We start from the raw sequence: 13,066 nt of genomic DNA, 5'->3' as shown, positions 1-13,066 counted from the left end.
AGCATCAAGGTCGAAGGCATGACGACCTCCATCCCTCTCGACCGGCGGCTCGCCGTGGACGGTGGCCGGCCGGTCCGCCCGCCCGACCGTCCATGGCCACGCTGGCCGATCCCCGCGCCGGACGCCGCCGGCAACCTCTCCGCGGTGCTGACCGGCGGCCGGTGGGCGATCAGCAGCCCGTCGGTCGGCGACGCCGTCCTGTTCGAGCGCCGCTTCGCGGCCGACTTCGCCCGCTACGTCGGCACCCGCCACTGCGTACCCGTCGACCACGGGTCGAGCGCCCTGGTGGTGGCCCTGGAGTCACTCGGCCTCGGCTACGGCGAGACGGTGCTCGTACCGGCGCTGACCTGGACCGCCTCCGCGACCGCCGCGCTGCGCGCCGGCCTGGTCCCGGTGCTCGTCGACGTCGACCGTGACACCGGCTGCGTCGGGCCGGACGACCTCGACCTGTCGGTGGACCCGCGTGCCGTGGTCGCCGTGCACTGGGCCTCCAACATGGCCGACGTGCCGGCGCTCGACGCGGTCACGAGGCCGCGCGGCATCTCCGTCGTGGAGGACTGCGCGCAGGCCCACGGCGCCACCTGGCAGGGCCGTCAAGCCGGCTCGCTCGGCCGGCTCGGCTGCTTCAGCTTCCAGCACGGCAAGGTACTCACCTGCGGTGAGGGCGGGGCCGTGGTCACCGACGACGACACGCTCGCGCCGGTGCTCCAGGAGCTGCGGGCCGACTCGCGCCGCTACCGCGGCGACCGGACGCCCCCGGGGGAACTGGACCTGGAGGAGAGCGCCGGTGTGCAGGGGGCCAACTTCTGCCTGGACGAGTTCTCCGCCGCAGTGGCCTGCGCGCAACTGACCACCCTCGACGAGCAGCACGAGGTACGCAACCACAACTACCGGCTGCTCGGCGAGCTGCTGGACGGCCTGGACGGCGTACGGCTGCTGCGACCCGCGGCGGGGCAGACGCGCATCTCGATCTACGAGGGCACGATCGTCTTCGACCAGTTCCCGGCCGGCATGGACAACGCCGCCGTGGCCGCCGCGCTCACCGCCGAGCTGAGCCGGCGGTTCTACTGCACCGACGAGCCGCTGCACCGCAGCCGGCTGCTCCAGCCGTGGACGAAGCCGCTGCTCGCGCCGCTGGCCGAACGCTTCGCGGCGATCCACCGGGAGCGCACGTACCCGAACACCGAGTGGCTCGCCGCCCACACCGTCCAGACACACCACAGCACCTTCCTCGGCGCCGAACAGGACATGGAGGACATCGCCGCCGCCGTCACCAAGGTGCTCACCCGCTGAACCGCGCCGTCCCGGCGCACCCAGAGAAGGAGTCTTCCCGTGACCGTCACCCAACGCGAGACCTCGCACGCCCCGACCCCGTCCCCCGACACGGACGCGCCCGTCGGCGTGTGGCTCAACGGCGCCCGCGGTTCGGTCGCCACCACCGCGATCACCGGTCTGCTGGCGCTGCGCGCCGGCATGGCCGACTCGACCGGCTGCGTCACCGACACCGGCATGCTGCGCGACGCGCCGCTGGCGAGCTGGAACGACCTGGTGGTCGGCGGGCACGACATCGTCGACACGCCGCTGGAGAAGAAGGCCGAGTCGCTCGTCGACTCCGGGGTCATCCCGGCGCCGGTGCTGGCGGCCGTGCGCGGCAGCCTGCCCGAGGTTGAGCAGAACCTGCGCACCGGGTACGACGCGCGTACCGAGACCGCACCGCTGGCCGAGGTGGTCGACCGGCTGGCCGGCGACATCGAGGAGTTCCGCAGCCGTTACGGGCTGTCCCGGGTCGTCGTCATCAACGTGTCCTCGACCGAGCCGCCGGCCGACCACCGGCCCGAGTACGACGACCTGGACGCGCTGACCCGCGCCATGGCCGACCCGGACGACAAGGCGCTGCCGGCCAGCTCGGTGGTCGCGTACGCGGCGTTCCAGGCCGGTTGCGGCTTCGTCGACTTCACCCCGTCCACCGGCGCCCGGCTGCCCGCGCTGGAGATGATGGCGCAGCGGGAGCGCGTGCCGTTCGCCGGCTCCGACGGCAAGACCGGGGAGACGCTGCTGCGTACCGCCCTGGCGCCGATGTTCACCTCCCGCGCCCTGCACGTGCTCTCCTGGGCCGGGGTGAACCTGCTCGGCGGCGGCGACGGCGCGACGCTGGAGGATCCGCGCAACGCCCGCAGCAAGCTCAGCTCGAAGTCGGGCGTGCTGCCCGCGCTGCTGGGTGAGGACGTCACGGCCCCGCTGCACATCGACAACGTGCCGGACCTGGGCGACCACAAGACCGCCTGGGACCACGTCTCGTTCGAGGGGTTCCTGGGCGTCCGGATGTCCATGCAGCTGACCTGGAGCGGGGTGGACTCCACGCTGGCCGCCCCGCTCGTGCTCGACCTGGCCCGGCTGACCGCCGCGGCGCACCGGGCCGGCCACGTCGGCCCGATCGAGGAGCTGGGGTTCTTCTTCAAGGACCCGATCGGCACCGACGAGCACGCGCTGGCCGAGCAGGCGCAGGCGCTCGCCTCCTGGGCCAACGGTCTGGACGGCCGCGCCGGCAGCTGACCTTCGTACCGGCCGCCGGCGCGGCACCCTCCGCGCCGGCGGCCCCGCCCCACGTACCCGCATCGAGGAGTCCCCCATGTCCCACCACGTCCCGAACGCGCCGGACCGGCCGACCACGGATCCGGTGTGGACGCCGATCCTGACCGGCCTGCACGCGACCGCGCTGGACTGTCTCCAGACGAGCTTCGCCCTGCTGGCCGACCATGCGAACGGGTCCGGCAGCCACCTCGCCCTCGGCGCCCGGTACGGGTTCCGCACCCGGGACCAGGACGGCCTGGTCACAGTCGAGGCGACCTCGGACGACCGGGCCGCCGAGGCGGTCGACCTGCTGGGCCTGCGGGTCGAGGGCCGGTGGATGCAGCTCGACGGCCCGCAGGTGCGGCGGCTGTGCGCGCCCGGCCAGCCGCTCTACGTCACCGCCGACGCGTACAACCTGCCCTGGTGCCCCTACCACGAACACGAACACATGCGGCACAGCTTCCTCGTCACGGCCGCCGCGCCGGACGAGGTCACAGTGGTCGACGCGTACCACAACGACACCGCCTGGGGCCCCGCGCGTCCCGGCGTGTGGCGGCTGCCCGCCGCCGCGTTCGACACGGCGCTGGCCGGCGGCGCGCACACCCTGGCAGTGACGGCGCACCCGGCCCCGGAGATCGACGTGCCCGCCATGCTCGCCGGCAACGCCGCCCGGGCCGGCCGGGCCCGCCCGGAGATCGACAACTACCTGACCCGCACCGGCGCCGCCCTGGACACCGTGGCCGGGCTGCACCGCTTCGTCCTCGACGTCTGGCTGCTGGCCCGCGCCCGCGACCTGCACGAACGCTGGCTCGCCGCGGTCGCGCCGGAGGCCGCCGCCGCGCTGGCCGGGCAGGCCGCGCGCTGGCAGCAACTCGCCACGCGCAGCTACGTGGCGCTGCGGCGGGCCCAGGCGGGCCGGCCGGCCGCGCCGGAACTGGCGGACGCGCTCGGCGAGCTGATCGCCGACCACCTGGCCGCGCTGGAGTCGATCGCCGGGCCGCCCGGCACGACCGGCGACGCCGCCGCGCCGCCCGCGCCGGAGAGGGCCGGTGACGACGGGGTACGCGCGGCGGTGCTCGGCGCGCTCGGCGACACCCTGGACCTGGACGGCTCGGCCCTGCGCACCACCGACGTGCTCCGGGAACTGCCCGGCTTCGACTCGTTCCGGCTGGTCGACGTCATCGACCGGGTCGAACGCCGGCTCGGCGTCGAGGTGCCGGCCACCGCGCTGTCAGCGGCCGACCTGCGCGACGTCGGCTCCCTGTGCGCCATGTTCGGCGCCGCCACCGGAGGTGCCCGATGAGTACCGAACTGCTGCACGACCTGCTGGACCGCACCGCCGGCGCGCGCCCCGACGCGCCCGCCGTCGGGGACGGGACCGTCGAGTTCACGTACCGTCAGGTGCGGGCCGACAGCCTGCGCCTGGCCGGCTGGCTGCGCGGGCAGGGCGTCCGGCGCGGCGACCGGGTGCTGGTGGCGCTGCCCGCCGACGCGGCCCTGCCGGCGCTGCTGTACGCGGTCGCCCGGGCCGGCGCGGTCTTCGTCGTCCTCCGGACGCCGGCCCCCGAGGTCGCCCTCGCCCACGTGCTCGACGACGCCGAGCCGGGCCTGGTCCTCACCGACGACCCGGTCCTGACCGGCCTGTCCCGCGCCCGCGGCGTCCCGGTGCGCGGCGCGGCCGAGGCGCGCCGCGCCGCGTCCGGCGTGGCCATCGGCGGCGCGCCCGCCGGTCCGGCCCCGCTCGCTGTCGACCCGGTCTGCCTGATCTACACCTCCGGCAGCACCGGCATGCCGAAGGCCGTGGTGTCCACGCACGCCCAGGTCACGTTCGCGGTCCGGGCGATCCAGTCGGAGCTGCGCTACCGGCCCGACGACGTGGTGCACGTCCTGCTGCCGCCGTCGTTCGACTACGGCCTCTACCAGATCTTCCTCAGCACCGTGGCCGGCGCCCGGCTGCGCCTCGGTGATCCCGGGGACACCGGTGGCCGCCTGCTGGCGACCCTCGTCGAGTCCGGCGCCACGGTGCTGCCCTGCGTACCGTCGCTCGCGATCAACCTGCTGCGGCTGCTCGGCCGGGCCGGCGCGCCGCGCCCGCCGCTGCGCCTGCTCACCAACACCGGCGCGGCCATGCCGCCGGAGGTGCTGGCCGGCCTGCGCCGGCTGCTGCCCGGCCTGAGCGTCCAGCTGATGTTCGGCCTCACCGAGTGCAAACGCGCGGCGATCATGCCGCCGGACGCCGACCTGCGCCGGCCCGGCGCCTGCGGGCGGGCGCTACCAGGCACCGAGATCTTCACAGTCGACGCCGCAGGGCGGCGTCAGCCACCGGGCGTCCGCGGCGAGCTGGTGGTACGCGGCCCGCACGTGATGGCCGGCTACTGGCGGCGGCCCGAACTGACAGCGCAGCGCTTCCGCCGCGCCCACGGGCTGTTCCCGCAGCTGCACACCGGCGACCACGGTCACGTGGACGCCGACGGGTACGTCCACTTCGCCGGCCGGCGCGACGACGTCTACAAGGAGAAGGGCACCCGGGTCAGCGCCACCGAGGTGGAGGCCGCCGCGTACCGGGTCGACGGCGTGGACGCGGCCGGGGTGCTGCCGCCGGCCGACGGCCGCGACGGCGCGACGCTGTTCGTGGTGGCCGAGCTGACCCCCGCCGACGTGCTGCGCCGGCTGCGGGAACAGCTGGAGGAGATGAAGGTGCCGGCGCGCTGCGTCGTGCTGCCCGACCTGCCGCTGACCGGCAACGGCAAGGTGGACCGGCGGGCGCTGGCCCGGCTGGCGGGTGAGCACCGTGGCTGACCTGCCCTTCGACACCCCCGCGTACCGCTACGACCTGGCCCGGGTACGCGCCAGCCACGCCACCCTGGTCGCCGCGCTGCCCGCACCCAGCCGGCTGTTCTACTCGCTCAAGGCCAACCCGCACCCGGCGCTGGTCGCGGCGCTGCACACCGCCGGCTGCGACGCCGAGATCTGCTCCCCGGGCGAACTCGCAGCGGCGCTGCGGGCCGGCGTTCCGGGCGACCGGATGCTCTACACCGGACCCGGCAAGCGCGACGCCGAGGTGGCCGGGGCGGTACGCGCCGGGGTCCGCTGGTTCTCCGTCGACTCGCCGGCCGGCCTCGACCAGGCCGACCGGATCGCCGCCGCGCACGGCGTCGAAGTGCACTGCCTGCTGCGCGTGAACGACCGGGTGCCCAACCCGGGCCAGGGGCTGACCATGACCGGCGTCGCGTCGCAGTTCGGCGCCGACGTCGACTGGATCGAGCAGGAACCGCAGCGGTTCCGCTCCCGCCCGTCGGCCCCGGTACGCGGATTCCACCTCTACACCGGCAGCAACGTCGACTCGGTGGACGCGCTGGTGGCCCAGTTCACCGCGGCGGCGCGTACCGCCCGGCGGCTGCGGGACCTGCTCGGCATCGACCTCACCCTGCTCGACCTCGGCGGCGGCTTCGGCGCGCCGTTCGCCCGGCCCGGCCACAACGCGGACCTGACCGGCCTCGCCGACCGGGTCGCCACGGCGCTGGACGACCTCTTCCCCGCCTGGCGCGACGGCACCCCCGAGGTGGCCTTCGAGTCGGGGCGGTTCCTCACCGCCACCGCCGGCACGCTGCTGACCCGCGTGCTGGACGTCAAGCGGTCGCAGGGCACGCCGGTGGTGGTGCTGGAGTCAGGCATCAACCACCTCGGCGGGATGTCCGGCCTGCGCCGGCTGCCGCCGCTCGTACCCGCCCTGCACGCCGCCGACGGCCGCGACGGCGCGCCGCTGGAGGCCGCGATCGTCGCCGGGCCGCTGTGCACGCCGCTGGACACCTGGGCCCGCGCCGCGAACCTGCCCGACGTACGGCCGGGCGACGTGCTCGCCGTGCCGAACGTCGGGGCGTACGGGCTCTCGGCGAGCCTGCTGGCCTTCCTCGGCCACCCCGCGCCGGTCGAGGTCGTCTGCGACGGCGACCGCGTCGTCGAGACGTCCCGGCTGACCCTGACGCGGCACCCGGTCGACGCGCCGGGCGCCACTGCCGAACCCCGAGAAGAAAGGTGACGTCATGAACGCCGAATTCACCGAACTGCTCCGCCCGTTCCTCAAGTTCGCCGGGCCGGACGAGATCACCGAGGACGCCCGCCTGCGCGACCTCGGCCTGGACTCCATGCGCGAGATCGAGCTGCTGTTCGCCATCGAGGACACGTTCGGGGTCGCCGTGCCCGACGACAAGCTGGTCGACTCCACCTTCGCCACCGCCGGTGGACTGTGGAGCGTGGTCGAGGAGCTGCGCACCCCGGTCGGCGGTGGTTCCCGATGACCGCGGCCGCCGGGTACGCCCCGGCCGTCGAGACCGTCGCCGACATCGCGACGGAGCACGCCCGCCAGGCCGACGAGAACGCCGCCTTCCCCACCGAGGCGCTGGCCGCCATGCGCCGTACCGGGCTGCTGGGACTGCTGGTCCCGGCCGCCGAGGGCGGCGCCGGCGGCACACTGCCGGACCTGGTCGACGTCACGCTGACGCTGGGCCGGGTGGACATGTCGGTGGCGATGGTCTTCGCCATGCACTGCCAGCAGGTCGCCGCGATCACCGCGTACGGCGGGGAGAAGCTGCGTGCCGAGGTGCTGCCGGCGGTGGCCCGGGGCGAGCGGTATCTCGGCTCGGTCACCACCGAGGCCGGCAAGGGCGGCCACCTGCTGACCTCCGAGTCGGCGCTGGAGCACGACGGCGAGATGCTGCGGATCGACCGTCAGGCCCCGATCGTGACAGGCGGCCCGTACGCGGACGCCTTCCTCATCACCACCCGCGCGCCGGGCGCCGGCTCCGCCGCCCAGGTGGACCTGGTCTACGCCGACCGGGAGCAGGTGGAGATCGAGGTGACCGGCGGGTGGCGCCCGCTGGGCATGCGGGCCACGCACAGCGTCCCGATGCGGCTGCGCGGCGCGGTGCCGCAGTGGCAGGTCATCGGCGAGCACGGCGGGTTCCGGGAGATCGCCACCCGGGTCTTCGCGCCGCTGGCGCACGTGGGCTGGTCGGCGGCCTGGATCGGGGCGGCGGCCGGGGCGTACGGCCGGGTGCTGCGGCACGCCCGCAGCGAGGCGGGACGGCGGCAGTTCGCCCCCTCCTCCGAGCTGGTGCTGCTCCGGCTGGCCGGCATCCGCGCCCGGCTGGACGCGGCGCACGCGCTGCTGCGGCACACCGTCTCGGTGGTCACCGACGCGCCGGACATGTCGGCGGCGCCGGTGCAACTGCTGCTCAACACGTTGAAGATCCGGGCGGCCGAGGAGTCCTTCGCCGCCGCCGACGAGCTGGTCGAGCTGACCGGCCTGCGCCACGGCTACCTGACCGACTCGCCGCTGACGCTGGAGCGCACCTTCCGGGATCTGCGCTCGGCCTCGCTGAACTACGCCAACGACCGGCTGCGCCTGGCCAACGGGGCGCTGTCGCTGCGCGACCCGGGGGTGCGTCTTGCCTGAGCCGACGCCCGCCGGGGACGACGCCGCGGTGCGGGCGGCCCTGTCCGGGGTGGACCCCACCGACTCCGGCGCCGTGTGGCGCGCGCTGGGCGTCGCCGGGATCATCGAGGCGCTCTACCCGGACGGCGTCCAGCCGGACCCCCGGCGGCTGTCGGCGCTGCTCACCGAGCTGGACGCCCGGTGCCCGCTCGGCGTGACGCTGTCGGTCTGCGTCCAGGTCGCCACAGTGCTGCCGCTGCTGGCCGGCGCGACCGGCCCGGCGGAGACCGCGCGACGCGGGATGCTGCGCGGCGAGACGGTGGTGGCGCTGGCCGTCACCGACGCCGCCGGGTCGGGCTCGGACCTGCTCGACGCCACGACCGGGGTGAAGCCCGGCGACGACGGCGCCGTCCTGGACGGCGGCAAGGACTGGATCACCAACGCGACGAGCTGCGATGCGGCGCTGGTGCTGGCCCGGCACCGCGAGGCGCGGCACTTCACCAGCTTCTGCTGGGTGCTGGTGCCCGCCGCCGCGCCCGGCGTGACTGCCGAGTCCGCCGGCCGGGCGTTCGCCGGGTCCGGCGCGGGCCACCTGCGCTTCGCCGGCGTCGCGCTCGACCCGGACGCCGTGCTGGGCCGCCCCGGCCGGGCGCTGGCCGGGTTCGCCCGGCAGGTCGGCGTCGAACGGGTCGCCGGAGCGCTGTGGGCCCGGGCGATGTGCCACCGGATGCTGGCCGGCCTGCACGACTGGCTGCGGCGGCGGCCGGCCGGGACGGGCACGCTGTGGGACCGCCCGGCGGTCCGCGAGCGGTACGCCCGGTGCCTGGTCGCCACGCACCAGCTCGACGCGCTGTGCGCGCCGCTGCTGGACGCGCCGGCGGCCGTCCCGTCCGCGGTCACCGGGATGCTGCTCAAGGTCAGCGCCGCCGAGACCGTGGACCGGGTCGCCGCCGAGGCGGTGCGCCTGCGCGGCGCGGACGCGTTCCGCGACGGCGGGGAGGCGCAGCTGCGCACCGAGGCGGCCATGTTCGGCATCGCCGGTGGCGCCATCGGCGCGATGCTCGCCGGCATCGCCGACCACGCCGACGAGCTGGTGGGCGCGGTGACCTGAGCGCGGCGTCCCGCGCGCGGTGGCGCCGGAAGACCGATCGACGACAGCACAGTGAAGGGAGCAACGCCGTGAGTCTCTACTCCTGGTTCGAGCGGACCGTGGCACGCGTGCCCGAAGCGGTCGCGCTGGAGGTCGGCGGGGAGCCGGTGAGCTACCGCCGGCTGCGCGACCTCGCCGACGGCCTCGCCGGGCGGATCCACGCCGAGGTGGGCCACCGTCCGCGTGCGGTCGGCCTGCTGGCCGCCCGCAGCCTGCCCGCGTACGCCGGTTATCTGGCCGCGCTGCGCGCCGGAGCGGTGGTGGTGCCGCTCAACCCGGCCTTCCCACCGGCCCGCACCGCCCGGCTGTGCCGGGACGCGGGCGTGGACGCGCTCGTGGTCGACGACGCGGGCGCGGCGACCGCGGCGCAGGTCGCGGGCGACGCGGTGACGGTACGCCTCGACGGCGCGCCCGCCGCCCCGCCGCCGGCCGCGCCGGTGGCACCGGACGACGTGGCGTACCTGCTGTTCACGTCCGGCTCGACCGGGCGGCCCAAGGGCGTGCCGGTCCGGCACCGCAACGTGGACGCGTTCCTCGCGTACTGCCGGGACCGCTACCCGGTCGGCCCGGGTGACCGGCTGTCTCAGACCTTCGACCTGACCTTCGACCCGTCCGTGTTCGACATGTTCGTCGCCTGGGGCGGCGGCGCCACGCTCGTGGTGCCGCAGCCGGACGAGGTACTGACGCCGGTGCGGTTCGTCAACGAACGACGGATCACGCACTGGTTCTCGGTGCCCTCGGTGGTCTCGCTGGCTCGCCGGATGCGGATGCTCTCCCCCGGTGCCATGCCCGGCCTGCGGCACAGCCTCTTCGCCGGCGAGCCGCTGACGCTGGAGCAGGCGCGGGCGTGGGCCGACGCGGCGCCGGGCAGCGTGGTGGAGAACCTCTACGGTCCCACCGAGCTGACCGTGACGTGCACCGGTCACCGGCTGCCGGCGGATCCGGCGGCCTGGCCGGCCACCTCCAACGGCACCGTCCCGATCGGCGACGCGCACCCCGGGCTGGACGCGATCCTGCGCGCCGAGGACGGCACCGTCGGCGTGGACGACGGTGAGCTGTGCGTGCACGGGCCGCAGCGGTTCGACGGCTACCTCGACCCGGCCGACGACGAGGACCGTTTCGTCACGTACGCGGACCGCCGGTACTACCGCACCGGTGACCGGGTCCGGCGCGAGCACGGCACGTTCGTGCACCACGGGCGCCTGGACGACCAGGTGAAGCTGCGCGGCTACCGGATCGAGCTGGGCGAGATCGAGATGGTCCTGCGCGGCCACCCGGGGGTGCAGGACGCGGTGGTGCTGGCGTTCGGCACGGGTGACGACGTCTCCCTGCGGGCGGTCTACACCGGCGCCGCCGGGATCACCGACGAGCTGACCAACAGGTGCGCCGAGCGCCTGCCCGCCTACATGGTGCCGGCGCGGATCCACCACGTGGCCACGCTGCCCACGAACGCCAACGGCAAGACCGACCGGCGGCGGGCCGCCGACCTGGTCGGCAGCGCGACGAGAGGAGCACGGTGATGACCGGCACAGGGAACGGACAGGACCAGGAGCGGGCGTTCCGGTCGGTGGCCGGGCGCTTCGCCACCGGGGTGGCGGTGGCGACCGCCGTCGGGCCCGACGGCCCGGTGGGGATGACCGTCAACTCGTTCACCACCGTGTCGCTGTCGCCCCGGATGCTGCTGGTCTGCCTGCGGCGGGACTGCCGGCTGCTCGGCGCGGTGCGTCGTACCGGCCGGTTCGCGGTGACTGTGCTCGGCGACGACCAGCGCGAGGAGGCGGCCTGGTTCGCCAGCCGGGGCCGCCCGGCGGGCGCCGACGGCTTCGCGGGTGTGGCCTACGACGACGAGCGGGCGACCGGCTGCCCGCGGCTGACCGACGGGGTGGCGTACTTCGGCTGCGAGGCGGTCTCCGCCGACCCGGCCGGGGACCACGCGGTACTGATGGGCGCGGTCCGCTCGGCGGGCCTGCTCCGGCCGACCCCGCCACTGCTGTTCGTGGACGGCGGCTACGCACGGGTCGCCGCGCCGCGGGAAGCGCAGGTGGCGCGATGAGCATCGGCGCCGCTCCCGGCGACCTGCGCCACCTGAGCCTGCGCGCGGCGCGGGCCGGGGCGGACGCGATCCGCGAGGCGCGGGGCCGGGGCTTCCGGACCGAACACAAGGGCGGCGCGGCCCAGGACCCGGTGACCACCGCCGACCACGCCAGCGAGCGGGCCATCCTCGGCCTGCTCGCCCGGGACCGGCCGCAGGACGCCGTCCTGGCCGAGGAGTCCGGTGCCAGCGCCGGCTGCTCCGGGCTGCGCTGGATCGTCGACCCGCTCGACGGCACGCTGAACTTCAGCCACGGTGCGAGCCGGTACGCGGTGAGCATCGCGGTGGCGACCGGCTGCGACGTGGGCGACGGCCAGGTGGTCGCGGCCACCGTCCTGCAACCGGCCACCGGCGCCTGCCTGGTGCTCGACGACGGCGGCGCGCTCGACGGCGACGCCCCGGTCGCGGTCAACCGGGAGGCCCGGCCGGGGCACGCCCTGGTGGCGTTCGCGGTGCCGAACGCGCCCGGGCCGCGACGGCGGGCGTACCAGGCGCTCGTCGGCGTCGCGCCCCGGGTCGCCGACCTGCGCAACACCGGCTCCACCGTCTGCGACCTGGCGGCCGTGGCCCGCGGCGAACTGGACGCGTTCGTCAGCTTCGACCCCGCGCCGTGGGACATCGCGGCCGGCGCCGCGCTGGTCGAGGCCGCCGGCGGGGTGAGCCGGCGGTGGCGCCACGACGGGTTCGAGGTCTTCGGCACCGGAGCGCCGGCTGTGGTGGCCGCGCTGGCCGGCTGGCTGGGCGACGACGGTACGGACGGCCGCGACGGCACGGACGGCACCGACACCGACGAGGAGAGGGGAACCGACGATGACCGGCAGCGATGAGTTCCGGCTGGCGCTGGTGGGGGCGGGCCGGATGGGCCACCACCACCTGCGCGCCCTGGCCGACCACCGGAGCGTCCGGATCCGGTACGTGGTCGATCCGGTTCCGGCGGCACGGGAGGCGGTCACCGCGGCCGGGCTGCCCGCGTACCCGAGCGTGGAGGACCTGCTCGCGGACGCCGTGCCGGACGGTCTCCTGGTGACCGCGCCCACCGGGCGGCACGGCGCGCTGGTCGCGGCCGCCGCCAAGGCCGGGCTGCCGGTGCTGTGCGAGAAGCCGGCCGGGCTCGACCCGGCCGGGGCGGCCGAGGCGGGGCGGGTCGCCGCCGCCGCCGGGATCCCGTTCCAGGTCGCCTACTGGCGCCGGTTCGTCCCGCAGCTGTGCCGGCTGCGGGAGCGGATCGCCGGCGGCGAACTCGGCGAGGTGCTGTTCGTGGCCGCGGCGCAGTGGGACGGCGAGCCGCCCGCGGCGGCGTTCCGCACCGGCAGCGGCGGGATCTTCGTGGACATGGGCGTGCACGAGTTCGACCAGATCCGGTGGCTGACCGGGCAGGAGATCGACCGGGTCGCGGTGCAGCCGGCCGGTCCGGTAACCGACCCGGCGGTACGCGGCCGGGACGTGGACAGCGCGCAGGCGTTGCTCGGCCTGTCCGGCGGCGGCACCGCGCTGGTCTCGCTCGGCCGGCACCACCGCGGCGGCGACATGGCGACGGTGGAGGTCTTCGGCACCCGCGACCACGAGCGGCTGGCCTTCCTCGACCCGGCCGACGGGGATGCCACCATGTACGCGGCCCTGGCCCGCCAGGCGGAGGACTTCGCCGTGCTGGTCCGGGAGGGCCGGTCGGCGGGCGCCGGGGTGACGGACGCGGTGGCGGTGCTCGACGCGGCGCGGCGGGCGACGGCGCAACTGACTCCGGGTCACGAAGTACACACCGATCAGTGATTACTTGCACCATCTGGGAGCGATGCATTCCCCGGCCGAAGGTGGGAAACCC

At 75.7% G+C, this 13,066-nt stretch carries 12 protein-coding genes; all 12 read left to right on the top strand.

Annotation, left to right across the window (positions count from 1 at the left end; all coding sequences use genetic code 11):
- The first annotated feature begins 18 nt into the window (after positions 1-18).
- The 12 genes from MICAU_RS13070 (at position 19) to MICAU_RS13015 (ending at position 13,014) form a co-directional block, all read left to right on the top strand.
- Entirely contained in the window at positions 19-1,293 is a 1,275-nt protein-coding gene (locus MICAU_RS13070) for a DegT/DnrJ/EryC1/StrS family aminotransferase (RefSeq protein WP_244879757.1), read from the top strand.
- Between the two features lie 39 nt (positions 1,294-1,332).
- A complete protein-coding gene (locus tag MICAU_RS13065) occupies positions 1,333-2,553 on the top strand; it encodes an inositol-3-phosphate synthase (RefSeq protein WP_013285783.1) in 1,221 nt (406 codons plus the stop codon).
- Positions 2,554-2,629: 76 nt separating this feature from the next.
- Complete coding sequence (locus MICAU_RS13060) at positions 2,630-3,874, top strand: acyl carrier protein (RefSeq protein WP_013285782.1); 1,245 nt, start codon at positions 2,630-2,632, stop codon at positions 3,872-3,874.
- Entirely contained in the window at positions 3,871-5,370 is a 1,500-nt protein-coding gene (locus tag MICAU_RS13055) for a class I adenylate-forming enzyme family protein (protein ID WP_013285781.1), read from the top strand. The genes MICAU_RS13060 and MICAU_RS13055 overlap by 4 nt, the downstream gene beginning before the upstream one ends.
- Entirely contained in the window at positions 5,363-6,610 is a 1,248-nt protein-coding gene (locus tag MICAU_RS13050) for a type III PLP-dependent enzyme domain-containing protein (RefSeq protein ID WP_013285780.1), read from the top strand. The genes MICAU_RS13055 and MICAU_RS13050 overlap by 8 nt, the downstream gene beginning before the upstream one ends.
- Positions 6,611-6,614: 4 nt before the next feature.
- Positions 6,615-6,869, top strand: coding sequence for a phosphopantetheine-binding protein (locus MICAU_RS13045; protein ID WP_013285779.1), 255 nt, complete (start codon positions 6,615-6,617; stop codon positions 6,867-6,869).
- Positions 6,866-8,026 (top strand): acyl-CoA dehydrogenase family protein, encoded by a 1,161-nt coding sequence (locus MICAU_RS13040; RefSeq protein WP_013285778.1) that lies wholly within the window; start codon positions 6,866-6,868, stop codon positions 8,024-8,026. The genes MICAU_RS13045 and MICAU_RS13040 overlap by 4 nt, the downstream gene beginning before the upstream one ends.
- A complete protein-coding gene (locus tag MICAU_RS13035; RefSeq protein WP_013285777.1) occupies positions 8,019-9,116 on the top strand; it encodes an acyl-CoA dehydrogenase family protein in 1,098 nt (365 codons plus the stop codon). Before MICAU_RS13040 ends, MICAU_RS13035 begins: the two co-directional genes overlap by 8 nt.
- A gap of 68 nt (positions 9,117-9,184) precedes the next feature.
- Entirely contained in the window at positions 9,185-10,675 is a 1,491-nt protein-coding gene (locus MICAU_RS13030; protein ID WP_013285776.1) for an amino acid adenylation domain-containing protein, read from the top strand.
- On the top strand, positions 10,675-11,208 hold the full coding sequence (locus MICAU_RS13025) for a flavin reductase family protein (RefSeq protein ID WP_013285775.1): 534 nt from the start codon (positions 10,675-10,677) through the stop codon (positions 11,206-11,208). Before MICAU_RS13030 ends, MICAU_RS13025 begins: the two co-directional genes overlap by 1 nt.
- Positions 11,205-12,074, top strand: a complete 870-nt coding sequence (locus MICAU_RS13020; RefSeq protein ID WP_013285774.1) for an inositol monophosphatase family protein — start codon at positions 11,205-11,207, stop codon at positions 12,072-12,074. Before MICAU_RS13025 ends, MICAU_RS13020 begins: the two co-directional genes overlap by 4 nt.
- Positions 12,058-13,014 (top strand): Gfo/Idh/MocA family oxidoreductase, encoded by a 957-nt coding sequence (locus MICAU_RS13015; RefSeq protein ID WP_013285773.1) that lies wholly within the window; start codon positions 12,058-12,060, stop codon positions 13,012-13,014. The genes MICAU_RS13020 and MICAU_RS13015 overlap by 17 nt, the downstream gene beginning before the upstream one ends.
- Positions 13,015-13,066: the final 52 nt, after the last annotated feature.

Source organism: Micromonospora aurantiaca ATCC 27029 (assembly GCF_000145235.1).
Lineage (GTDB): Bacteria > Actinomycetota > Actinomycetes > Mycobacteriales > Micromonosporaceae > Micromonospora > Micromonospora aurantiaca.
This window is presented reverse-complemented; position numbering and strand designations above follow the sequence as displayed.